Genomic DNA, 24,772 nt, shown 5'->3' with positions numbered 1-24,772 from the left:
GAACAATCTGATGACTTTAAAAAAGTGCGTATTAGATTCATACTATAAAAGTTAGATAATAAATAAATTCCAATAATAGGTTTAATTAAGGCACCTTTACAAATAGAGCAAAAAATATTAAATATTAAGGAGGATAGCTTATGAGAATTTATAATGATATAGTTCGTGATTATATAGAGGGAAATTCTTTAGAGCATCATAAAAAATTATGGTTTTTTCAATCCCAAAGATATAAGTTCGTTGAACCTTCCTATGAACATGAACATATAGATTCAGTGAAACGAATTTATGAGAATATTATGAATACTATAGAGAACTTTGTTCCATGTAATTCAGAAATATGGGATGCATTGTTTCCTAATTGGGAAAAGATTATAGAAGAAGTTACGGTTAATCTGATTGTAGGTTTTCCAGAACCAAATGACGCTACGGTTTTGAAAGCACCTGATGGTACTAATAATGTTATCCTTGATTTGGGTTTATGGACAAAATATGAAAGTAAATGTAATATAGCAAGTGTTGTGCATAACTTATTAACTCATGAATTATGTCATATATGTATAGGGGAATCCATAAAAGGTATTGATAATGATATTGAAAGTAATGATTATTTAACAAATTTGGATGCAAATACTTTTCATGAAGGTTTTGCACATCTTATATCTTTTGATAATAAAGAAATTGATGAAGTAGATTGGGACAATGAAAAGTGGAAGATTGTAAAGGACAAAAGCAGAATAAAAATGCAATCAGCCATATGTGCTATAGATTCCATAAAACAAAAGGAATACCTATATGATGCAGTATTTGGTAACTATGAAGATAAATATGCCTGTATGAGTGGAATGTTCTATCTTGTGAATTGCTGGAAGAGGATTGGTATATTAGGACTACAAGAAGAATTTAATAAAGGATATCATGGTTTCTCAAAACGAACTATTGCCGATCCTAATGGTAATGAAATTGGTTTAATTCAACAGAATAATGAAGATAAAGTATACCAGGGGATATTATGATAGAAATAATTTATATAACAGGTGCACCAAGATGTGGAAAGACAACCCTTACGAATTACATAAGTAGGTCGCTAAAACATAAGTGTGAAATTATTAGTCTCGACGCCTTTTCACATGCATTAAGGCATCGTTTAGATGATTTTCAGATGTATAGCAAAAAAATAACCATAAAGCCGGATATCAATGAGGAAAGATTTGCGTTATTGGTTAAAGATTATATTGAATCATTTGCGATTGATTATCCTGTTGAAACAATACTTGTTGAAGGATGTCAAATACCTCCAGCTTATTTTCAATGTGAAAGTATGTTTCCAAAATCTAAAATCATATGTCTTGGACGAACAAATAATTTAAATAGTATAAAAGATGCTGTGAAAACGAAAAAGTGGATGGCGTTATTACCAGAAGATGAAATTAATGAATATGCCAAACTAATTTATGATTATTCGATTGAACTGATAGAAAAATCAATTTTTAGTAATATGCAATATTGTGAAGCGGAACATTATTCAATCCAAGAAGTAATCAATTACTTGGAAATATAGTCTAATTATTATCTTATAGGAGCTTACATAAATGGATAAAAAATATATGATGCAAATAGTTTATAATCAACTTGCTATAGATTACAACTGTTCTCCTCAAGACTTTTTAAAGGATGGATTGATATTTACAGAAGCGAAAGAATTAAAAGGCAGGCGACCATATCCATTTATTACACCTCGATTAGAAATGATTACATTTGGTAATGGTGTTGTTATAAATGCTTCTTCCGATATTTTATCATTAGTTAAAAATAAGCTTGAAGGAAAAACAAGACATGAAGTGTTTAATATGCCATTTATTTATGGTGTAAATCCCTACTTTTTGCCCTATTTTAATAATATAAGATCTTTTAAAAAGACAGATGATTATGAATTTGATATTGTTGAAAAATGTGATATAGCAAAACTATATAAATATAAGGGCTTTGATTATGCGTTACAATATACCAGTAATAGTTTTCACCCAGAAGTATTAGCCATAGTGGTAAAGCAAAAAGGTGATGTAGTTGGTATTGCAAGTGCTACTGCAGAATGTGAGACTATGTGGCAAATCAATGTTGATGTTTTATCACCATATCGAGGGAATAATTTAGCCACTATTATGGTAAATGCATTAACATTTGAGGTTCTTAATCGTGGTATAGTTCCTTATTATAGTACAGATTGCAGTACTCTTGCATCTCAACGTGTTGCTGTAAAATCAGGATATATTCCAACATGGTCTCATTGTTTTAGAACAAGATTAGAATTATTATAAAGGCAATACGTAATGGAAGATGTAAAGGCAGCTTTCGTCCTGCTTTGTAGTTGAAAATATAAATGGGAATATCTTTATTTAAAATAAATTTACTTATAAACAGGGGGTGAAAACAATTAAAAACATACCAAATTACCTTTCTGTTAGTAGAATACTCGCATCTGTAAGTTTATTACTTGAAAAGCCATTTTCAGCGGTGTTCTTTTCCCTTTATCTAATATGTGGAATCAGTGACGTTTTAGATGGATATCTTGCTAGAAAAATGAATGTCACCAGTAAACTTGGACAGCTATTGGATAGTGTTTCGGATTTTATATTCATCAGCATTGTATTGTATATTTACATACCATCTATGGCCTTCCCTTTATGGATTATCGGTTTGATTGTTATTATAGTTGTAATTCGTGTGGCTTCCTTAATTTTGGGTTTTGTAAGGCATCATCAACTTACTTTTTTACATACATATGCTAATAAAGCTACAGGTTTAGTCTTATTTTTCTTTCCAATTCTATTTTCTATCGTTGGGAAAGAAATTACAGCAACGCTTATTTGTTGTATAGCGAGTATCTCAGCAATGGAAGACATGCTTATCAACATGACTTCAAAAACATTGAATAGGGATATTAAGTCAAACGTTAGCAATTAAGTGTATTTTATAGAGGTTCACTTTCTGATTAGAAAAACAGGAATCAAGAGTAGGGGGTAGCGGATGTTTGTAAAGAGATTAGATAAAGAGGATGAACTTTTACTAGTTCATAGAAGAAAAGTGATAAGAGATTACCAAGAGAATGGTATTTGTTTTTCTTGTCAAAACTTTATTTCAGGGGATATTTTCCCTGATGATGGTTTGGTTATTTATGAAGATGAATTAGTAAGATGTCAGTTTGAAAAATTTCCAAGGGCAACTGGACAAACAATCATAGTATCAAAACTCCACTATGAAGATATTTCGGAAATGCCTATTGATTTGGGAACACATATACTTAAGATTTCTAATGCTATCATAAAATTACATAAAGAAATATTGGGTGCAGAGAAGGTATATATGTGTACAATATGTGATGGAAAAAGAAATCATTTACACTTTCAACTCTTACCAAGATTAAAAGGCGAAACTATTGGATATCAAAATTTTGTTAGAGAAGAAGGGGTTCTCACAGATTATCAAGAGACAACGGATCTGTATAGAGAAGCATTAAAAAGTATCAAATTTAATGTATTTGAATAGCAGTGTCTAGTATCTAATCTGCATCTGTAGGAAGTTCTTGTATTCGAAATCAAAAAGATAGATACTAATTTTATATAATTGGAGGAAATTCATATGATAGAATCAAAGGGATGGGAATGGGATAAAGCAAACCATTCACCTTGGTTAAAACCAACGGATGATGTTTATTATCTTGCGAACAAATGGTTAGAGTTAGGATATAAAAAGATTTTGGATTTAGGTGCTGGATTAGGGCGCCACTCTATATATTTTGCACAACAGGGATTTGAAGTCTCGGCTATTGATATATCTGAATACGGAGTAAATTATTTAAAAGAATGGGCTAATAATGAAAAATTAGATATCGATGTTAGAATTGGTGATATGGTTGCATTACCTTATAAGGACAAGTCTTTTGATTGTATTTTTGCTTATCATTCTATTTCCCATGCAGATACAGAAGGTATAAAGCAGGTTATAAGTGAAATAGAACGAGTTCTAAAGCAAGGTGGAGAAATATATACATCTATGTGTTCGAAAGAATCTTGGGAATTTACTAAGTCAGGATATCCTAGAATAGATGAGAACACAATTATAAAAAAAGAAGAAGGTCCAGAGAATGACGTTCCTCATTTTTATGTAAATCGTGAAGACATCCTGAGTTTATATCATAATTTTGCTATAGACAGGATTCGTCATATTGATTATTGTCTGTTAAATGGTGAAAAGACAGATATTAAACATTACTATATTAATGGATGTAAAAAATAATCAGCAATTTAGATGAACGGAGCCAAAGGAATGAGCAGAGGAGTAAAAGATATTTCAATATCTGGTGTCTATTAGCCATTACCATTTGTTGAGGAGATTAAATTAATTAAGGAGAAACACTGATATGGTTAAGGTTAACTTTTATGATAATATTGAAGATGAACTACTGAAATTTGCTGTCATTATTTCAAGATCAAATAATAAGTGGGTATTTTGCAAACATAGAGAGAGAAATACCTTTGAAGTGCCGGGCGGACATCGTGAAGCAGGTGAGAATATATTAGATACAGCTAAGAGAGAGTTGTATGAAGAAACAGGTGCATTACAATATGATATTAAACCAGTATGTGTCTACTCTGTTATTGCGAAGGATAATGTTGATGGAAACGAGTCATTTGGAATGCTATATTTTGCGGAAATAGAAAATTTTGAAGATGAATTACATAGTGAGATAGAGAAAATAGTTTTAACAGATAAAATGGTTGATAATTGGACTTATCCAGAAATTCAGCCTAAGTTAATGGAGGAAGCGCGAAGAAGGAAATTCTACTAAACTCATATTTTTAATAATTGAAGTTTTGAGGTGCTAGATGAATTTAGAAAAGATCTATAATGAAGAGGATTTATTCCCAAGAGAGATAACTAGATATGAAAAAAGAGATTATGGATTATTGTTTTATAATGAAGAAAATAAAGAATCTTACGATTCAAACCATGCGATTATTTATGAAAATCAAAGTACCAACTTAAGTCACGTACTTGATGATATTTTAGAGTTTTACAAAGGGAAAGGAATTAAGCCTATCATATACCAATCAATCTGTGATGATGGATATTTTGAGAGAATCAAAAGTGATCTTTGGGATTATGGGTTTGAAAGCTTTAGTGAGATACAAAAGTACATGGTATTATCAGCAGAAAGTACTATTATTCCTAATGGGGAGATCATTGTTCAAAAGGTTTCTGAGTGGAAAAATGAATATGGTGTTGAGATATTTGAAAAAGCAGGAGAACCATGGGAAATAGATGTGGTAAAAAATGCACTAAATAATAGTAATACTCTGTTCTTTGTGGCTTTTTATAAAGATAAACCAGTTGGGATGACACATTGTCATGTTACAGATTATGTATGCAGGGTTGACTATCTTTTGGTATCCAAGGAATATAGAAATATAGGCGTAGGCAGGGCATTAATAAATTGTTTTGTAGAATATTGCAGAACAAATGGGATAGAGAATTGTTATTTATGGCCAGACGGAGAAACTGCTGAAAAGATTTATTATGAAGCGGGTTTCCGTCTAGTGGATATAAAGAAGGCTGGACGAGCAGCTTATAGCAGATAATTTATTGTAAAGGAGATTAATCGAATGAATATTTCTACAAAGCGTTTATTATTGGTTCCCTTGGGACCGCAGTATCTTATATCAACACATAAATATGCTAGTGATGTTGATAACACGAAATATATGGTACATCTGCCTAATATGGATATTAGCGAGACTAAAAGTTTTCTAGTTAAAGTACAAGAAGAGTGGCAAAAAAGCAATCCTCAGTTTTACGAATATGCTATTCTACTGGATCATGAGCATATCGGTGCAATCAGTATTTATCTTAATAAAGATAATTCCGAAGGGGAACTGGGCTGGATTATTAGTAAGAAGTACTGGGGCTGTGGATTTGCAACAGAAGCAGCTAATGAAATAATTAACTTAGCAAAAAAAGAATTGAAAGTAAACAAATTCATTGCACATTGTGATAGTGAAAATATCGCTTCTTATAGAGTGATGGAGAAGTTGGGTATGGAATTAGTAAATAAGACACAGGGCCGTAGAAATAAATTGTCAGATGAAGATAGAGAAGATTTGATGTATGCTTTAGAAATCAAATAAAACAAAGTATAACCGAAGGAGGTATCCATACATGGCGGTAACGAAAGACCCACAGATACGTTCTTTTTACCCTGACAAGGATAGTCTTAAGAAAGGCCGAAGTGCCATTACCTATCACTACACATCCCCGTTAGGAATGAAAGCAATTTTAGGTTCACATAGCATCCGTTTTACGGATTGTCAATTTCTAAATGACAAATCCGAATATGTACATATCCATAAGCCGTTAATGCAGGCTTTAGAAGAGATTCAAGAAGAATTGTTTGACGATTCTATTCCTGATATGATTCGCAACATGTTTAATGACAATTATGAAACAGAACTATTGGTAGTCGTTCCACGTTCTGATATTAATCCTCAGTTGAAGTTCCGCTATATTAAGCAACGTTATTATATCTTTTGTACTTCCGAACAGAGGGATGCCTTAAATATGTGGAATTATTATGTAAAAGGTGGCAATTACCAAGGGTACAATCTAGGTATCGCGGTTAATAGTATACTTAAGAGCTTTTCTGCCTTGAAAAATGAAAATATTGAGCTTCTTTATGGCAAGGTGTTATACAATGAATCAGAGCAGATAAGGTATTTAAAAGAAGGTATTCTAAATATTGATCGTTGCTTGAGAGGTGAACTAGAGAGCATTGATGACTTACAACTGATAGATGAACTATATGATAACGCAAAGGGAAAGATTCTGGATTTCTTAGAGAGTGCCAGGTTATTTTTCAAGGATCAAGCCTTTGAGAGTGAAAAAGAATTTCGCTTTATTATTAAGTTACCTACTGAGTATGCCCAAAAAAACCACTCAGTACTTAACGTAGGTTACGATGTCAAAGGAGGCATTATTGTACCTCACTGTACATTGAATATTGAGAAGGCATCCTTTAAGTCAGTAACGCTTTCTCCTATGTTGGACAAAGAGCTTGCAGAACAAGGTCTTAACAGATTCTTAACGGATTGTGGATATGAGAATAAAATAGATATTAATCAATCGGGTATTCCCATTAGGTATTAACTTCTATATGAACTTATGGCGTTTCATCCAAATATTAATTATTATAACGTCCTAATAATTCGAAAGAAAATCTTAAAGATTTCATAATAGCATTTATTAAAATATAGTAGTAAGATATAGAAGCGTAATAGGAGGGCTATTGTAAAAGCAAGGAGGATATTTATGAAAAAGACGAAAAGATGGTTTGCATTATTGATTATCTTAACATTACTTCTAACAATGTTAGATAATACAACAACTAAGGCAGCCATGACAGCATGGAAAATCAATGGTAATTATAGATGTGTATTGAATAAAGTATATGATGTAGATTTTGATACTCATGGAATTATCTATGGATATTACAAAGGAAAAGTAGCATTAATGGACGCTGTTACTGGTAAATTAATAAAAGTGACTGAGTTTACTGATTTCAATGAAATAAGACAGAATCCATATAATTCAAATATTGATGCTATTGTAACGAAGAAGGTACATGGAACCAGATATTTTGGTCTAATTGATCAATCTGGAAATACCTTAGTACCACCTAATAAATATACAGAAATCTATTATACGAATCATGGATTTCGAGCAATTGATGCAAAGAAACAGACCTATTATATATCAAGAACAGGAAAAGTACTTTATACATATGGCGATAATGATAAACTGGATGAGTATGGTAAATACTTTCTTGTTTATCAATTAATCGATGCTGAGAACCGTGTAGATATAAAGGGTATCTATGATTATGATGGTAATGAAGTAACTGACATACCAGAAGAAGATAAAACAGCTTTGAATCAGTATTGGTTATTATATAATACGAAAATAAAAGATATGAAGAACGAAGTTATTGCAGATATCAAGAAATCCGATTCAAAAGCGAAAGATATAGACCCATCTGTAGATTCTTATGGCAATTGTTATTTGCTTAATGCGCATAACTTATATTACTTGTACGATAGAAATGGTAATCTGCTTGATAAATCCAATGACTATCTTCGTGTCTACGGTGGAGATTATATTGTTCTTAGAAACCGAAAGGATGTAACGGGAGGTATTTATGCGAATGAAACCGTTGCTAGTTCTACACTTTATAATACAAAGACATATCAGAAATGGGAGAATACGGATTTTGTTGATGTAGAGGAGAATCCTATGATAATAAAACCGTTCGGAAAGTATTTTATATCATATGATCGACCTGATTACGAATGTACCTATAATGTAAGACTTTACAATCCAAGTGGTAAATTAATAAAAGAGTGTGGAAATAACATAATGGAATTAGGAAATGGTTATGCACTAGATAAGATTTATAACCAGGATATGGAGAATCTAACTTTTGATGGAAAATTCATACCAAGTAATGACGATATTTATTCTTATAATATAGATCAAGGTGAAATATTATATAAAACGTTATCAAAGAATAAAGTACAACTTTCATTCCTCGACAAATCCTTGAACGTAGTTACTAAAGCAACGCTAAATAAAAATATTGATAATATTGATGTTTGTGAATACAAAATATTTGATAACAACAGTGGAGTATATATTAAATATTGTCTTAATAAAGTGTATACCGAAACGGTATATGATCGTAATGGCAAGATAATATTTACGAAAAGTGATAGAAGAGGGGATACCAATTTCTATATTAGGTCAAAAGGTACTACTAACTATGTGGGTTGCACCAGATTACCTAATAGATTGACCCTTGGAAGAGCTATAATTACTTCTGTGAAGAATACAGGTCATGGAGAAGCAACTGTAGCATGGAATCCTATCCCTGGAGCAACAGGATATCAAGTGAATGTATCGAGTGATGGTAAGGGTACAGATCCTGGATACGAGTATCAGAATCACTATTCTACCAAGACAAATTCCCTTACATTCCGAGCATTAAAGATAGGAGGTACTTATACTTTTACAGTTCGAGCGTATATTCAGCATGGAAAACTTTATGATTGTGGAAGATTTAGTACTTCTAAAAGTGTGAAAATAAAATAATTTATTTAACTAAGATTTGAACCAATAATATTTTAAGCTATCAGGCATCAGGTCAAATAATGCATCAGCGGCTTCATTTGCTGTGAGAGGATACCCTTCAAATATCCATTTACGATAGATTATACTGATGCCTACGCAAAAGACATCGATCTGTAGTTGTTCTGATGGAGTTAAGCCATCACCATTCCTATTTATGCTGGTTATTTTACGTACCGTTTCCATCGAGTATTCATATATAAAATCAGATAAGGAATTAGAGCCAGTGATTTTAAATGCACGATATAAAAACTGCCAGTCTCTTTTACCTATACTAAAGAGCATATAATACAGAGAGCGATAGTCAGTGCAATTAGGAGACTGTAGTAAACGGTCTAAAAGGGCTTTGTAATTGTAGTTCATAACTTCATATTTATCTTTAAAATAACGATAAAAAGTCGCTTTGCTGATGCCTGCCACATCAGCAATTTTTTTTGATGTTATATATTCAAATTCGGTTGTTTTTATCAGGGTGTTGAATGAGTCAACAATGGCATTTTTGGTACGATCTATCATGGTAAGCATACTCCTTATTATGAGACAATATATTATTATTGTATCATTTTGAGACATACTGTCAAGTTGGTTTCATGACAATAATATTTCCCGTTGATATAATAAAACTATCAAAGTTATTAAAAGTTTATTGATTTATGGAGGAGATATCATGGCAGAGCAGCATGTTTTTACAGAAGGTGAGAAAGCCTGTTTGAAGGAATATTGGGAGACTTGCAGTAAAACACCAAGAAAAAATCTTATAAAGTTAGTAAAGCATATGAATATGTTGAACTTAAACCCATCAGAGACATCATGGGAATATATCTTTTTTGACCGTATGTTATCAGATAAGATGGTGGATTTTTTATTAAAAATGAAGTTAAGAAAACCATATTATATCAAAGATTTAGCTAAACTTGAAGGAATGAAAGTTGAGGAAACTGCAAAATTCGCAGATGAACTCGTACATATTGGAATATTGGAATACACAAGTGATGATGCTGGCATAGATTTGGTACAAATGCCTGTTTTTGCACCAGGAGCAATGGAAAATACAATCATGCAGGTGTCGATGACAGAAAAATATCCAGAGACAGCACCAGCTTTTTTGAATTATATTCTGGATTTACAGAAAATGGTTTCCAATTTCATGCCAATGGGATCTGCCTTGATGCGTGCAATTCCAGTAGAGACTGCGATTGCTAAGGAGCCCCAGAAAGTGAAATATGAAGAGGTATCTTACTGGTTAGATAAAGCAGGTGAAAGTATCGCAGTTGCACCATGTGAATGCAGAAGAATTCGTAGAATGGTAGGAGAAGGTACTTCGGATCTCGAAGGTGAATGGTGTATTAATCTTGGAAAATATGCAGAAAGCTGTATTCGGGTAGGAAAGGCTAGGCGAATTACCAGAGCAGAAGCAGAAGATATTCTACTAAAAGCAGAAGAAAGAGGATATGTACATCAGGTATCCAATATTGATGGACCTGACTTTTCACTTTTCCTTTGTAACTGTAACTGGGATACTTGTATGGCACTTCGCACTTCCTGGTACACACAATCTCCAAGTTTTTCACGCTCTAACTATGTTGCAAATGTTGAACAGGAAAAGTGTGTTGCGTGTGGTGGATGTGTAGAAGTCTGTCCACAAAATTCAGTGAAACTAGGTCAGAGTTTATGTCAGGAACAGCCTGTTAAGATTAAAAATAAAAAGATACCAGACAATCATTTGATCTTTGGAAAAGAAAACTGGCAGACAGATTTTCTTACAGAACGAGATAACGTGGTGCCTGAAACTGGGACAGCTCCATGTAAAACAAATTGTCCAGCACACATATCCGTTCAGGGATATTTGAAAAAGGCTTCGGAAGGAAAATATGCAGAAGCATTGGAACTGATTAAGAGAGAAAATCCATTTCCAGCTGTTTGTGGAAGCGTCTGTGCAAGATTCTGTGAACAGGTTTGTACAAGAGGAGACCTGGATGAAGCGGTTGCCATAGATGAAGTTAAAAAGTTCATTGCAGAGCAGGATATGAAATCAGATGTACGGTATATACCAAAGAAAATGAACCAGGAAGGTAAGAAAATAGCTGTTATTGGAGCTGGACCAGCGGGATTATCTTGTGCATATTATCTTGCAATATATGGACATCAAGTTACCGTATTTGAAAAAGAAGCAAAAGCAGGCGGCATGATGCAATTTGGAATGCCAGCATTCCGCTTAGATAAAAATGTGGTTGATGCAGAAATAGAAGTAATCAAGGCATTAGGTGTGGATATTAAAACTGGTGTTGAGGTTGGCAAAGATATCACATTAGAGGAACTTCGTGCACATGGATATCAAGGTTTTTATGTAGCGATCGGAGCACAGGGCGGAAGAAAAATCGGAATTGAAGGTGAAGATTCTGATGGCGTGATTTCTGGTATTGATTTCCTTAGAAAAGTTGCAATGAAGGAAATGAACCCACTTCATGGAAAGGTTGTCGTTGTTGGTGGAGGAAATGTTGCAGTTGACGTAGCCAGAACAGCAAGACGTTTTGGTGGAGAAGAGGTTTCCATGTTCTGTCTGGAAGATCGTGAACATATGCCAGCAGCTGCGGATGAGATTGAAGAAGCAGAAGAAGAACAGATTCAGATGAACTGTGGATGGGGACCAAAGGAAATACTTTTAGAGAATGGCAAAGTAAAAGGAATTGTATTTAAAAAATGTCTTTCTGTAAAAGATTCAGAGGGACGTTTCAATCCTCAGTATGATGAGAATGATGTAAAAACAGTGGAATGTGATTATGTTTTAGCTGCGATTGGTCAATCAATTGAGTGGAATCATTTATTAGATGGAACAAAGGTGGAATTGAATCGTAATAACACAGTAAAAGCAGATGCATGGACATATCAGACAGCACAGAAAGATGTCTTTGTGGGTGGAGATGCTTACACAGGACCAAGGTTTGCAATTGATGCGATTGCAGCAGGAAAGGAAGGGGCTGAGTCTTTGCACCGTTTTGTATGGGAAGGTCACAGTCTTACACTTGGAAGGGTAAAAAGAGATAATTACAAATATATAGACAAAGATAATCTGGTTATTGCTGAATACGATAATGCGAAACGTCAAAAGCCAGGTAGAGATACAAGTAAAGCATTAAGTTTTCAGGATGAGAGAAAAACATTTACAGAGGAGCAGGTTAAGAAAGAAACTGCAAGATGTTTAGGCTGCGGAGCTGCAAGAGTAGACCAGAATATTTGTATTGGATGTGGATTATGTACTACTCGATGCAAATTTGATGCAATCTCGTTGACGAGAAAATATGACGCATGGGGCGTTCCTTATGAAAAATTAGTGGGAGCTATTGCCAAGGACACTGTCTTAAAGGTTGGTCGTACAATAGCGGGCTCCTTTAAAAAGGAGTAGAGTATGCATGAAATTGGTGTTTTAGAAGAAGCAGTAAAAACCGTAGAAAGAATTGCAAAAGAAAACCAAGTTGATAAAATCCGCTTTATCACACTGGAAATAGGAGAACTTACCGGCTATATGCCAGTGTTCTTTGAAAAATATTTTCCTATTGTTGTAGAAAAAAGACCAGTTTTAAAAGATGCCGAACTGCGAATGAAGATCGTAAAGGGACAAGCAATCTGTGAAGAATGCCAGTCTCTATATAATGTAATGAAAAATGAGGGGTGCTGCCCAAATTGCAAAAGCAGGTCCAAAAAGATATTAGGTGGTCAGGAATTCTTGATTAAAGACATTGGATATTAAATGTAGGACATAGCCAGGATATAAGGGTGAAAGATTTTTCTAATCTTTCACCCACAAAAGTCTGTGCCTATGCGCTAAAAGCGTGCGCAGGAATGGAGTAAAATATGGAGAAATCAAATTATGGATAATATTAGAATTATTGAAATTAAGGAAAGCGTATTTGCGAATAATGATGCAGAGGCAGACCGTATTCGACAGGAACTAAAAGAAGATAAGACTTTTTTATTAAATCTAATGTCTTCTCCAGGTAGTGGAAAAACTACAACACTAGTAAAAACAGTAAATAATCTTAAAGATAAATTGAAAATAGGTATTATGGAAGCAGATATTGATTCAGATGTTGATGCAAGAACCATGGCTAATACGGGGGTTGAAGCCATACAACTTCATACGGGTGGTATGTGTCATTTGGATGCCGGAATGACAGAACAGGGATTAAAAGCATTGAACGCACAAAGTTTTGATCTTGCAATCTTAGAGAATGTCGGTAATCTGGTGTGTCCAGCAGAGTTTGACACAGGGGCATCTAAGAATGTTATGATTCTTTCTGTACCAGAAGGTCATGATAAACCGTTAAAATATCCTCTTATATTTACAGTATGTGACGCACTGATTATCAATAAGATCGATGTACTTCCTTACTTTGATTTTGATATGGATAAAGTAATTGAGTACGCACATCAGAGAAATCCTAAGCTTAAGATATTTCCTATCTCAGCAAAGACCGGAGAAGGTATTGACGATTGGTGCAACTGGCTTTTGGAAAATGTGAATGAGTGGAATAAGTAATATCAAGGCAGCCATGATAAAATAATTTGTTTCTAACTGGAAACGTTTAATTGATAGTGGTTCTTCTTTTTTACTGATAAAATTAATTCATAGACATATTGATAAAAATTTATCAATGTATCAATATTATGTTTAATTAAGGATTGATTTTATCAGGAAAGAGAGGATATACAGAATGAAGTATCAAAAGCTTTTTACTCCAGTGAAAGTTGGTAGCATTACAATCAAAAACCGTTTTGCTATGGCACCTATGGGGCCGTTAGGACTAGCAGATGCAAATGGTGGTTGGAATCAACGAGGAATTGATTATTATACAGAGCGTGCTAAAGGTGGTACTGGTTTAATTATTACTGGTGTTACTTTTATGGATAATATAGTAGAAAAACAGGATCCATCAACTGTTCCGAATCCAAACTACAAGCCAGTTCAGTTCGTAAAGACAAGTCGTGAAATGACAGAACGTATTCATGCTTATGGAAGTAAGATCTTTTTACAGATGTCCGCTGGATTTGGACGTGTTACAATTCCTACTAACGTAGGAGATATTCCACCAATCGCACCTTCAGCAATTCAACATAGATGGTTAGATAAGACCTGCCGACCTATTACAGTTGATGAGATTCATATGATTGTAAAGCAGTTCGGTGATGGAGCATTTCATGCAAAACGTGCTGGATTCGATGGTATTCAGATTCATGCAGTACATGAAGGATATCTAATGGATCAGTTTGCAATCTCTATGTTTAATCTAAGAGAGGACGAGTATGGCGGATCTCTAGAGAATCGTCTTCGTTTTGCAAGAGAAGTAGTAGAAGAGATTAAGAATAGATGTGGAGAAGATTTCCCTGTAACTCTACGCTTTAGTGTAAAGAGCATGATTAAAGACTGGAGAGTTGGAGCATTACCAGGAGAAGAATTTGAAGAAAAAGGCCGTGATGTAGAAGAAGGATTAGAGGCAGCTAGGTTGTTAGAGGCTTATGGTTATGATGCCTTAGATACAGATGTAGGAACCTATGATGCTTGGTGGTGGAATCACCCACCAATGTACCAAGAAAAGGGACTTTACCGCGATTACTGTAAGATGGTAAAGGATGTTGTAAAGATTCCAGTATTCTGTGCAGGTCGTATGGATAATCCTGATATGGCATTGGAAGCGATTGAACAAGGTGTATGCGATGTGATTGAGTTAGGAAGACCTTTATTAGCAGATCCAGATTATTGTAATAAAGTAAGATCTAGTCGTGTGGAACAGATTCGTCCATGTATATCTTGTCAAGAAGGCTGTATGGGACGTGTAGCAGAATACTCCTTGATTAACTGTGCAGTTAACCCACAAGCAGCTAGAGAACGTGTAACAGCTTATGAACCAATCTTAGCTCCTAAGAAAGTACTAATTATTGGTGGTGGTGTTGCTGGTTGTGAAGCTGCAAGAGTACTTGCAATTCGTGGACACAAACCAGAATTATTTGAAAAAGGAAGCCGTCTAGGTGGTAACCTGATTCCAGGTGGTGCTCCAGAATTCAAAGAGGATGATATCGAATTAGCAAACTGGTATGCTTGTGAATTAGACCGCTTAAAGGTGGCAGTTCATCTTAATAAAGAGATTAAAAAAGATGATGTGTTAAAGAATGAATATGATACAGTTATCGTAGCTACTGGTTCAACACCAAAGGTATTTTCTCTTGGTGATGATGAACATGTATATACAGCTTCTCAAGTTTTACTAAAAGAGAAAGATTGTGGAGATACAACAGTAGTAGTTGGTGGTGGTCTAGTAGGTTGTGAGACAGCGTTATGGTTAGCTCAACATGGAAAGAAAGTCACTATTGTAGAAGCTATGGATAAGATTATGGCTGTGAATGGACCACTTTGTCATGCGAATAAAGACATGCTTGAAGCATTACTTCCATTTAATAATATTGATATCGTAACAAGTGCGAAAGTCACTGGATATCAAGATGGTAAGTTAAGCGTTACTATCGATGGCAAAGTAACAGCGATTCCATCTGATAGTGTGATTCTTTCTGTAGGATATAAAGAAGAAGATTCCTTGTATCATGAACTTGAATTCGATGTTCCAGAAATCTATTTACTTGGTGATGCGAAGAAAGTCTCCAATATTATGTATGGTATCTGGGATGCTTTTGAAGTTGCTAATCATATCTAATTGCAATCGTTTGATTCCTTATAGATAATCTGTTAAGATAAAGTAGTGCATAAAATGATATGCTCCCTGTTGCATAGACAAGGAGTAGTTCATATATGTACTACTTTCTTTTTGTATCAATATATATGTTATATGATGTTGCAAGGCAAATGATCTGTTTCAAAATCTAGCCTCGCAATTTGCACAAAACAGAAAAATCGATTGAGTTTTTCTGTTTTGTGCAAATTGCCTAGACGACCTCCCAAACAGTTCATTTGTCGGGAAAAAAATCATGATAAGGCTTACTATGAAAGGAAAATCATATGAATACAAAAGACTTAAAATGTTTTGAGATTGTCTTCAAGGAAAAAAGTATCAATACTGCGGCTAAAAAATTATTTAGGTTCTATAATAAATGTTGGGGTGTGTTAAAAACACACTTCCAACATTTTTGTTTTTATATTAAAATACATCTATATAAAGCCTCTTCACATGCCAACCGACCAAAGCTAACATTTTAAAGGAGGTATTTTATATAGATGCAATCTAATTGTAACAAAAATCTTTTAAATTTAGAAGGTGTAAAATTAAAAAGTGTGCAACACACTTTAGATGGAATTATTATCAAGATTGAAACCAATCCCAAACCTCAAATTTGTCCTTGTTGTGGAGCTGGAACATCTAAAATACACGATTATCGTTGGCAGAAAATTAAAGACTTACCTTTTCAGTTGTCCAATGCTTATTTATTGTTAAGAAAACGAAGATATGTATGTTCTTGTGGTAAACGTTTTTACGAGAAATATAGTTTTATAGCTAAATATCAGCAACGTACAACACGACTATCCTTCAAAATTGTTGAATTGCTTCGTTCAACCAACAGTATTAAATATGTTGCTTCCCAAACTAATGTCTCAATGAATACAGTAATACGTATTCTTGATACACTCTCGTATGATAAACCACATATTCCTCAATGCATTTCAATTGATGAATTTAAAGGGAATGCTGGTGATTCCAAATATCAATGTATTCTGGTGGATGCAAAGAAAAAATGTATTCTTGATATTTTACCGGATCGTACTCAGTCCCATCTTATTGAGTATTTTAAATCTTGCAGTCGTGATGAAAGATATCGTGTTAAATTTTTTATTTCTGATATGTGGCAACCTTATATAGATCTTGCCAAAACATTCTTTCCTAATGCCACAATCATCGTAGATAAATATCACTACATTCGTCAGGTTTCCTGGGCAATTGAAAGTGTTCGTAAACGTTTACAAGCATCCATGACACCAACTCTTAGAAAGTACTATAAGCGAAGTAGAAAACTTATACTGACTCGATATTCTAAATTAAAAGATGACAACAAAAAAGCCTGTGATTTAATGCTACAATACAGTGATGATTTACGACTAGCTCACAGGTTAAAAGAATGGTTCTATGAAATATGTCAGAGTAATAGCTATACATATCAAAGAACTGAATTTTGGGAGTGGGTAAAAAGTGCTGAAAGCTCTGGATTACACGAATTTGAAGCATGTGCAAAAACATATAGACGCTGGTCTGAGTATATACTTAATGCCTTTAAGTATGGATATACAAATGGACCTACGGAAGGATTCAATAATAAAATCAAAGTACTAAAAAGAAGTTCTTATGGTGTACGTAATTTCGAAAGATTTCGTACACGTATCATTCACAGTTCTATGTAAAAAAATGGTCGGTTTTCAAGAGGCTTATTTGTCATGCAAAAAAACATCTATTATAGAACCTAGTCATAAAAATAGCTCTATTGTCAGTGTTAGTGCGGGTGCAACGCACCTCACACCCCAACACTTGACAAAGAGCCATTATTTATATCACCACAAGGTCTTGGAAAGATAATTCAGAAGATGGAAGAGGAGTGTAATACCTCATTCTTTATCCGCACGAAAAATGGTCTGATTCCAACAGAAAGTGGAAGGCTCTTCTATGAAAGAAGTCGAGAGCTATCTAGCCGTATGCATCAGATTCAGGAGGAAATACGTCATTTAGACAATAATAGTAAAAAGATTCGAATCGGATTCGCAAATGGAGTGTTTCGCGCTGTCCCAATTCATGTGATATCCGAGTATATGAGTCGACATACTGAAATAAATGAGCAGTGGTGTGAATATGAGAATGATGAAGTAGTCAAGAAAATATATGAATCTGAGTTAGAGTATGGTTTTGTCGTGGGTGATCCTAAGAACTCAGACATAGTAGCAACTTTATTGATGAGTAAGCCTGTAGCTTTTTATGTATATGAAGGACATCCCTTATATAGCAAAGATTCTGTGACTTTGGATGAGCTAAAGAATGAAGATATCATAACAATGAATGAAAAGTTTCATATTTACCATGATTTTATTAGAGCATGCAAAGCACGTGGATTTGAACCTAAGATAAAAGCGAAGACAATGGACGGTCATACACTGTTTAAGATGGTCAGTGAGAAGATTGGAATTGCAATATCTCCTGTATGTGCTGCCTACGAAGAACCTAATGTTAAGAAATTAGATTTTGAGGGTGATTACACTTGGAATATCTATGGAATCTTCCGTAAGGATAGTCCAGAAAAGGAATTAATCGAGAGTGCAAATGCTTACTTTCAAAATCATCCTTGTTTTCAATAGCTGTTATTGTGAAACTGTGCAGATAATCCTAGAATCTGTGCAGATTCTCTATTTTGTTTCCACCCATAGTTTTATACAATATGGAAGTAAAATACAAAATTATGAGAGGAGATTCTATGAAAAAACAAATACTATACTTACTAATCTGTGTACTATTGGCAGTAACCTTAGCCGCATGTAACAAATCAAAAAATTCTAAAGAGACAACCAAAGACTCAACCAAGGAGTCAACCAATGAGTCATCCGAAGATGTAATAGAGGATGAAGAGATTAAGATTACATCAACCTCACTCAAAGATGACGGGAGATGGCTATCTGTTATCACGTCCTCCAAGGGAGAGAATCTATCACCACAATTATCCTGGACTCCAGTAGATAAAGCCTCCTGTTATGCAATCTATATGATTGATACTTCTGCTGGTAACTGGTGCCATTGGATTGCAAAAGATGTCAAAGTAACTGAACTAGAGCAAGGTGCTAAACTGGATAATAGCCAATATATTGGGCCTTATCCTCCAAGCGGAACCCATACATATGAAGTAAGGATATTTGCACTAAAGGCAACTCCGGATTCCTATAAAGGAATCAACAATAGTGAAAATTATAAACTTGACTCTATCATATCCGCCTTAGATACTTCCAATGGAGAAACAGGTAACATACTAGCTACAGGAGTAATATCTGGAACTTATAAGTCTAGCGATATCGTAGAATAGTGTCTATACACAACTTTGATATTCACTAGGTGTTGTGCCATGATATAGCTTAAAAGTTCTTGCAAAATAACCAATATCGGAATACCCCACTCTTAATGCTACTTCATATATGGGTATTTCGGTATCTCTTATTAGGATGCTAGCTAATTGCATTCTCATCTGAATCAAATACTTCATCACTGTGGTACCAAGTTCCTTTTGGAATTCTTGATTTATCTGATTACGATTACATGCAAATCTTTTCTCCAATTCGCTTAATGTGATTTTCTTATCAATATTTTTGCTGAAATAGTGAATAATATTATGTACTAACTGATTGTCATTCTTATCAATCACAATACTTAAGTTCTGCATGGAGTTATTCTGGCATATGCTTTCCAAGAAGAAAAGTAATTCAATAAAATAGGATCTACTTCTACATGGCCAATAGTCATCCACTTGTTCGGTCAATTCGTTGTTTATTTTCTCTAACAACTGATTCAGGGTAACAGCAGATGCTGTATCCAATATAGTGATTTCTCTTTTTGATTGATGGATTTCATAGAAGGAACTTAATAACGTAATATCCTGAAATATTGTAGTTCCCTCCATGCTCTCATAGAATTGTGGTTCGAAAACGTTATATTTAAGTTGATCATTGAGTGCAGTCGGTTGGAAAAAGAGTACAGTAAGCTTGCATGGTTGGTCTTCTTCAAATGTAATGGCATCTTTGTGATTCAGGCATATTACGGCTGGAGCTATGATCGGTAATGTTTTATGATTGTACTGAATGACGTTATGTCCCTCAAGTATTAATATTAATTTACAAGTGTGTTGATCTTTGATGCAATTCATGGCATCTTGATTTTCTAATACCTTTAGATATATAATTCGGTTCCATTCTTTCTTTTTACTTTTTGTAAGTAACTCCATATTATTGTCCAATCCTTATTATTATATTTTGTATTACTAATTCTTTTATATTTCTATGATTTGTAAGTATACTCCCACTAGTTTAATACTGAAATTAGTTCTTTAATTTATATATTGAAACAGAATATTGTATTTTCAATATATCGTTTTAGTTAAAATATGTCAATCGAGTAATGTGTCGAATTTAATCAGTTAAAAACAGTGAATGTAGGTAATGATAATTCATGGTTTTATAAATAAAGATATCCTCATAAAATCAGTACTATTTAAAAGCAATGAGTCTACTAGACAATAAAAAAATTCCAGAACTTAATGAGTGAGTTCTGGAATTTTTTTATTGGTTATTTTCTTTATACGTTGTTCCCCAAGTTACCATTGAATCTAAAATGGGTTTTAAACTGAAACCAGTATCTGTAAGAGAGTATTCCACTTTAGGAGGTACCTCTGGATAGACTTTTCTGTTCACAAGTCCAGCTGCTTCCATTGATCGCAAATGACTTGTGAGAACTTTTTGAGTAATTCCAGTAACAGAGCGCATTAGTTCATTAAAGCGTTTTGTTCCAGTTAACAGATCGCGAATGATAAGCACTTTCCACTTATCTCCGATAAGCTGTAATGTTGTCTCTACAGGGCAATCAGGTAATATTTTGTTCATAAAGGCCTCCTTAGTATATTTTGGGATGTATAGAGCAATAAACATATTTGAGACTATTATATACTGAAAAAGATGACTTTTCAAGATGTGTAGTTATTCTAAGTATACAAAAGATACTAGGTTACCTCCGACACTCTATACCACTTTATTGTGCGTTCTTTACCATAATAAACGAATCAATTATGATATAAATACAGTAAGAGAAACACAGTGCACGGTGTTTCTTATTATAAATATAAACAGATACAGTATAGTATTTTGGGAGGAACTACAATGAATATGTTTTCAAAATTTTTTAACAAATCTAAGGAGAATAACAACATGAATAACAATATGAATAACAAAGAAAAAGCAATTGCATTAATTAATAGTTTTACAACTGGAGACGTGACTGTAGCACAGGAGTTATTGAAGGCGGATTACATTCAACATAATCTTTTATATGGAACAGGAAGGGATGCATTTGCTGGTAGCGTTCAGTATCTTGGAAGTGCACCTGTAAAAACAACAGTGAAGAATATCAGAGCATTTGAAGACGGAGATAAGGTGTTTCTGCATACGGTATATAATTTTGCAGGAGCAGGTAATCAGGTAGCATTTGACATATTTCGATTTGATAACGGGAAAATTGCAGAACACTGGGATAATTTAGCTACTATTACACCTCCAAATCCAAGTGGACATACTCAGATTGATGGTCCAGTTGAATCAAAAGATGAAGAAAAAAGTGCTGCAAATATAGAATTTGTTAAACACTTTATTGAAGATGTACTGATGGGTAAAAATCCACAGAAAACACCTGAGTACTTTAATGGAGATAATTATATACAGCATAATTCAGGTATAGCAGATGGATTATCAGGACTTGGTAATGCGTTAGAAGGCTTAGCAAAAGAAGGTATTCATATGATTTACAATAAAACGCATCAGGTTCTAGCAGAAGGAAATATGGTTCTTGCAGTAAGTGAAGGTACATTTGGCGGAGTGTCTACTTCATATTATGATTTGTTCAGAGTTGAGAATGGAAAAATTGCGGAACACTGGGATGTTATGGAGACAATCGCATCAAAAGACAAATGGGCTAATGATAACGGAAAGTTTTAGTCATAAATGCATTCTTGTTAGTTGGTATAGTCCAGATGGGAAAAGAAGTATTATTTGAGTTTTATGCGGTACAGAGAGAGGTTCTTTGTTCCGCTTTTTCCAATAAGCCTTCACAATAAACAATCCATGTGTCAGAATAAGAAAGGGCAATATAAGATGGAAGTAAAAGATTATTTAAGAATACTAAGGGACGAGATTCATTCAACGGTATTCGCTACCGTTGATGATCAAGGTCTTCCAGTAGCACGAGTGATTGATATTATGCTTGCAGATGAGTACAGCATCTATTTTATCACAGCAAAAGGAAAAGAATTCTATCAGCAGTTGATGAACAAACAATATGTAGCAATCAGTGGAATGACAAGTGGAGATGGTTCTTTAAGTAAAAAAGCGATATCGATAAGAGGAAACGTGGAAAATATAGGTGAGCAGTTGTTAGATAAGGTATTTGAGCAGAATCCCTATATGTTAGAGATCTATCCTTCTAAAGAGAGCCAGAGAGCCCTTGAAGTGTTTCGTCTATATCAAGGAAATGGAGAATATTTTGACCTTTCTACCAAGCCAATAACGAGACATAGCTTTATAATAGGACACTCTGATAATATTGAAAAAAGCCTTGAATATGGCTATTATATTAATGAAAAATGTGTTGGATGTGGGAAATGCTATACAACATGTCCTCAACAATGTATCGATATGACAAATGTCCCTTTTACCATTCATCAGGAAAATTGTCTCCACTGTGGTAATTGTATGAGTGTATGTAAATATAAAGCTGTTGAAAAGAGATAGGATGTGAGAAAGTGAAGCTATTGGATGCTCTAAATAAAAGAAAAGAACATAATCAAGAACTAGAAGATGAAAAAGTACTTAATAAAATCAAAGAAGTAATAAAGAATGCGGATGCAATTCTAATTGGTGCTGGGGCAGGACTATCTACATCGGCAGGACTTAGCTATAGTGGAAAGAGATTTGAAGACAATTTCTCGGACTTTATTGATAAATATGGAATGGAAGATATGTATTCAGCTGGCTTTTACCCTTTTAACACACAGGAAGAAAAATGGGCATACTGGAGCAAACATATATTCTACAACCGATATGATGTTGGAGCTACCGAAGTATATAGACAACTGTATCAGTTAGTTGAGGAGAAAAACTATTTCGTCTTAACAACAAATGTAGATCATCAGTTTGAACTTACTGGATTTGAAAACGAAAGAATCTTTGCAACACAAGGTGATTATGGAATGTTTCAGTGTGCCAAAGGTTGCCATAATAAACTTTATGAGAATGAAAATGTTGTGAAAGAAATGATAGTGAAACAGAAGGATTGTAAGATACCAACAAGTTTAGTTCCTATATGCCCTGTGTGTGGAGGTCATATGGAGGTGAACTTGCGAATTGATGGGGATTTTGTACAAGATGAGAATTGGTATAAGGCAGCAGATAAGTACTCTTCCTTTTTAGAGGAAAATCAGAATAAAAAGCTTGTATTCTTCGAACTTGGTGTAGGTATGAATACACCTGGAATCATAAAATATCCTTTTTGGCAGATGACAAACCAATGGAGTAATGCATTCTATATCTGTATCAATAAAGGAGAGGCGTGGGCTCCTGATGAGATTAGAGAACGTTCAATATGTATAGATGGTGATATTGGTCAGGTACTTGAGGTTCTAGGTAATGAGGAGAGAGTGCAATGAATTAAGAGGATAGGTTATGGTGAAAAAGATAAAAGAAATAAAGTTAGCTTGAAAATGAGCCAATCACAATTTTCTGAAACGTTAGGAGTTACAAGAAGTACAGTATCTATATGTGAAGTAGAATGGAACAATCATCATCAATCGAAAAAAACATATGAAGGACTTAAGATGATAGCAGGGAAGGAAGGGATAGCAATTTGACGCATGAAGAGAAACGTATTTGGTTAATACGTCAATTAATAAATGAAAATCCAGAGTATTCGCAATATAGAATACCTGATACTGAACAGGATCAAAAAGATTTGCTAAGGGCATTAATGAATGTAAGAATGCCAAAGCCAATCATTAACGAGTTCCTAGCTATACAAGATGAATATTTATTGGAAGAAAGCAATGTGATAGGATATGTTGATGTTAATAAATTGGAAGTGTCAAAGAAAAATCAGCAAATTATTCTTTGGCAAGGTGATATTACAACATTAAAAATAGATGCAATAGTGAACGCGGCAAATAGTCAAATGTGTGGCTGTTTTCGAGTTCTTCATAACTGTGTAGATAATATTATTCACACCAAAAGTGGAATCCAGTTGAGACTAAAATGCAATGAGCTTATGCAAAAACAGGGTCATGAAGAAGAAACAGGAAAAGCCAAAATCACACCAGCATATAATCTTCCTTGTGATTATGTGATTCATACAGTTGGACCTATTGTACAAGGAAAGCTAACCGTAAAACATGAAGAGTTACTTGCATCCTGTTATCATTCATGTCTGGAATTAGCAAAAGAAAATAATCTTACCAGTATTGCTTTTTGTTGTATCTCTACAGGAGTATTTATGTTCCCAAATAGGAGAGCTGCTGAAATTGCTGTAAATACTGTTCAGCATTTTATGGAGGAGACAGGTAGTAAGATGAAAGTGGTATTTAACGTGTTTAAAGATGAAGATCGAGAAATTTATGATTTATTGCTAAATAAATAGAATAATTCTTTTATACGAATATTACAGAAAGATAATGCAGATTTATGGTTAGATTTGCATTATCTTTTTTATGGTTATTTAGGAATTTACAAATCCGAATTTGTATGTGTAAAAGCTAATTTAGA

The 24,772-nt window shown here is 34.0% G+C and carries 26 protein-coding genes; 23 read left to right on the top strand and 3 right to left on the bottom strand.

From position 1 onward, the window contains the following. The first annotated feature begins 140 nt into the window (after positions 1-140). The 11 genes from bsdtb5_RS11565 (at position 141) to bsdtb5_RS11515 (ending at position 9,198) form a co-directional block, all read left to right on the top strand. Positions 141-1,016, top strand: coding sequence for a DUF5700 domain-containing putative Zn-dependent protease (locus bsdtb5_RS11565; RefSeq protein WP_271712139.1), 876 nt, complete (start codon positions 141-143; stop codon positions 1,014-1,016). Further along, the gene (locus bsdtb5_RS11560) at positions 1,013-1,561 is read left to right on the top strand and encodes a P-loop NTPase family protein (protein ID WP_271712138.1); all 549 of its coding nucleotides are present in this window, start codon (positions 1,013-1,015) and stop codon (positions 1,559-1,561) included. The genes bsdtb5_RS11565 and bsdtb5_RS11560 overlap by 4 nt, the downstream gene beginning before the upstream one ends. Before the next feature lie 31 nt (positions 1,562-1,592). Beyond that, entirely contained in the window at positions 1,593-2,318 is a 726-nt protein-coding gene (locus bsdtb5_RS11555) for a GNAT family N-acetyltransferase (RefSeq protein ID WP_271712137.1), read from the top strand. A gap of 106 nt (positions 2,319-2,424) precedes the next feature. Continuing rightward, positions 2,425-2,964 (top strand): CDP-alcohol phosphatidyltransferase family protein, encoded by a 540-nt coding sequence (locus tag bsdtb5_RS11550; protein WP_271712136.1) that lies wholly within the window; start codon positions 2,425-2,427, stop codon positions 2,962-2,964. Between the two features lie 63 nt (positions 2,965-3,027). Beyond that, on the top strand, positions 3,028-3,546 hold the full coding sequence (locus bsdtb5_RS11545) for an HIT family protein (RefSeq protein ID WP_271712135.1): 519 nt from the start codon (positions 3,028-3,030) through the stop codon (positions 3,544-3,546). A 93-nt stretch (positions 3,547-3,639) separates the two neighbouring features. Beyond that, the gene (locus bsdtb5_RS11540) at positions 3,640-4,296 is read left to right on the top strand and encodes a class I SAM-dependent methyltransferase (RefSeq protein WP_271712134.1); all 657 of its coding nucleotides are present in this window, start codon (positions 3,640-3,642) and stop codon (positions 4,294-4,296) included. A gap of 124 nt (positions 4,297-4,420) precedes the next feature. Next, the gene (locus bsdtb5_RS11535) at positions 4,421-4,849 is read left to right on the top strand and encodes an NUDIX hydrolase (protein ID WP_271712133.1); all 429 of its coding nucleotides are present in this window, start codon (positions 4,421-4,423) and stop codon (positions 4,847-4,849) included. A 37-nt stretch (positions 4,850-4,886) separates the two neighbouring features. Next, a complete protein-coding gene (locus bsdtb5_RS11530; RefSeq protein ID WP_271712132.1) occupies positions 4,887-5,639 on the top strand; it encodes a GNAT family N-acetyltransferase in 753 nt (250 codons plus the stop codon). A 24-nt stretch (positions 5,640-5,663) separates the two neighbouring features. Then, complete coding sequence (locus tag bsdtb5_RS11525) at positions 5,664-6,185, top strand: GNAT family N-acetyltransferase (protein WP_271712131.1); 522 nt, start codon at positions 5,664-5,666, stop codon at positions 6,183-6,185. A gap of 31 nt (positions 6,186-6,216) precedes the next feature. Beyond that, a complete protein-coding gene (locus bsdtb5_RS11520; RefSeq protein WP_271712130.1) occupies positions 6,217-7,200 on the top strand; it encodes a DUF2971 domain-containing protein in 984 nt (327 codons plus the stop codon). A gap of 162 nt (positions 7,201-7,362) precedes the next feature. Then, positions 7,363-9,198 (top strand): fibronectin type III domain-containing protein, encoded by a 1,836-nt coding sequence (locus bsdtb5_RS11515; protein ID WP_271712129.1) that lies wholly within the window; start codon positions 7,363-7,365, stop codon positions 9,196-9,198. Between the two features lie 9 nt (positions 9,199-9,207). On the opposite strand, the gene bsdtb5_RS11510 is transcribed toward bsdtb5_RS11515, so the two are convergent. Further along, positions 9,208-9,750, bottom strand: a complete 543-nt coding sequence (locus bsdtb5_RS11510; RefSeq protein WP_271712128.1) for a TetR/AcrR family transcriptional regulator — start codon at positions 9,748-9,750, stop codon at positions 9,208-9,210. Positions 9,751-9,901: 151 nt separating this feature from the next. On the opposite strand from bsdtb5_RS11510, the gene bsdtb5_RS11505 reads away from it, so the two are divergent. The 7 genes from bsdtb5_RS11505 (at position 9,902) to bsdtb5_RS11475 (ending at position 19,290) form a co-directional block, all read left to right on the top strand. Then, positions 9,902-12,637 carry an FAD-dependent oxidoreductase gene (locus bsdtb5_RS11505; protein ID WP_271712127.1) on the top strand — a complete coding sequence of 912 codons (2,736 nt, stop codon included), beginning with the start codon at positions 9,902-9,904 and terminating at the stop codon, positions 12,635-12,637. A gap of 3 nt (positions 12,638-12,640) precedes the next feature. Continuing rightward, entirely contained in the window at positions 12,641-12,982 is a 342-nt protein-coding gene (locus tag bsdtb5_RS11500) for a hydrogenase maturation nickel metallochaperone HypA/HybF (protein ID WP_271712126.1), read from the top strand. A gap of 120 nt (positions 12,983-13,102) precedes the next feature. Continuing rightward, positions 13,103-13,771, top strand: a complete 669-nt coding sequence (gene hypB / locus bsdtb5_RS11495; protein ID WP_271712125.1) for a hydrogenase nickel incorporation protein HypB — start codon at positions 13,103-13,105, stop codon at positions 13,769-13,771. A gap of 175 nt (positions 13,772-13,946) precedes the next feature. After that, positions 13,947-15,938, top strand: a complete 1,992-nt coding sequence (locus tag bsdtb5_RS11490; protein ID WP_271712124.1) for an oxidoreductase — start codon at positions 13,947-13,949, stop codon at positions 15,936-15,938. A gap of 518 nt (positions 15,939-16,456) precedes the next feature. Further along, complete coding sequence (locus bsdtb5_RS11485; protein ID WP_271712080.1) at positions 16,457-17,632, top strand: ISL3 family transposase; 1,176 nt, start codon at positions 16,457-16,459, stop codon at positions 17,630-17,632. 180 nt (positions 17,633-17,812) lie between these two features. Continuing rightward, the gene (locus bsdtb5_RS11480) at positions 17,813-18,574 is read left to right on the top strand and encodes a substrate-binding domain-containing protein (RefSeq protein ID WP_271712123.1); all 762 of its coding nucleotides are present in this window, start codon (positions 17,813-17,815) and stop codon (positions 18,572-18,574) included. 116 nt (positions 18,575-18,690) lie between these two features. Next, positions 18,691-19,290, top strand: a complete 600-nt coding sequence (locus tag bsdtb5_RS11475) for a YbhB/YbcL family Raf kinase inhibitor-like protein (protein ID WP_271712122.1) — start codon at positions 18,691-18,693, stop codon at positions 19,288-19,290. 3 nt (positions 19,291-19,293) lie between these two features. Here the strand turns inward: bsdtb5_RS11475 and bsdtb5_RS11470 are convergent, their stop codons facing one another. Both bsdtb5_RS11470 and bsdtb5_RS11465 read right to left on the bottom strand, forming a co-directional pair. Continuing rightward, positions 19,294-20,202: a helix-turn-helix transcriptional regulator gene (locus tag bsdtb5_RS11470; protein ID WP_271712121.1), complete on the bottom strand. Its 909-nt coding sequence runs from the start codon at positions 20,200-20,202 to the stop codon at positions 19,294-19,296. Between the two features lie 334 nt (positions 20,203-20,536). Further along, a complete protein-coding gene (locus bsdtb5_RS11465; protein ID WP_271712120.1) occupies positions 20,537-20,857 on the bottom strand; it encodes a winged helix-turn-helix transcriptional regulator in 321 nt (106 codons plus the stop codon). A gap of 321 nt (positions 20,858-21,178) precedes the next feature. Here bsdtb5_RS11465 and bsdtb5_RS11460 point away from each other — a divergent pair, with 321 nt between their 5' ends. From bsdtb5_RS11460 to bsdtb5_RS11440, 5 genes are all read left to right on the top strand, one after another. Further along, positions 21,179-21,961 carry a nuclear transport factor 2 family protein gene (locus bsdtb5_RS11460; protein WP_271712119.1) on the top strand — a complete coding sequence of 261 codons (783 nt, stop codon included), beginning with the start codon at positions 21,179-21,181 and terminating at the stop codon, positions 21,959-21,961. A gap of 156 nt (positions 21,962-22,117) precedes the next feature. Then, complete coding sequence (locus tag bsdtb5_RS11455; protein WP_271712118.1) at positions 22,118-22,753, top strand: 4Fe-4S binding protein; 636 nt, start codon at positions 22,118-22,120, stop codon at positions 22,751-22,753. A 20-nt stretch (positions 22,754-22,773) separates the two neighbouring features. Further along, positions 22,774-23,667, top strand: a complete 894-nt coding sequence (locus tag bsdtb5_RS11450; protein ID WP_408628626.1) for an SIR2 family NAD-dependent protein deacylase — start codon at positions 22,774-22,776, stop codon at positions 23,665-23,667. A 54-nt stretch (positions 23,668-23,721) separates the two neighbouring features. Then, positions 23,722-23,868, top strand: a complete 147-nt coding sequence (locus bsdtb5_RS11445) for a helix-turn-helix domain-containing protein (RefSeq protein WP_271712117.1) — start codon at positions 23,722-23,724, stop codon at positions 23,866-23,868. Continuing rightward, positions 23,865-24,647 (top strand): protein-ADP-ribose hydrolase, encoded by a 783-nt coding sequence (locus bsdtb5_RS11440; RefSeq protein WP_271712116.1) that lies wholly within the window; start codon positions 23,865-23,867, stop codon positions 24,645-24,647. Before bsdtb5_RS11445 ends, bsdtb5_RS11440 begins: the two co-directional genes overlap by 4 nt. Positions 24,648-24,772: the final 125 nt, after the last annotated feature.

It is taken from the genome of Anaeromicropila herbilytica, assembly GCF_016591975.1.
GTDB classification, from domain to species: domain Bacteria; phylum Bacillota; class Clostridia; order Lachnospirales; family Lachnospiraceae; genus Anaeromicropila; species Anaeromicropila herbilytica.
Note: the sequence above shows the minus strand (reverse complement) of the source record. Positions and strands in the feature narration are given on the sequence as shown.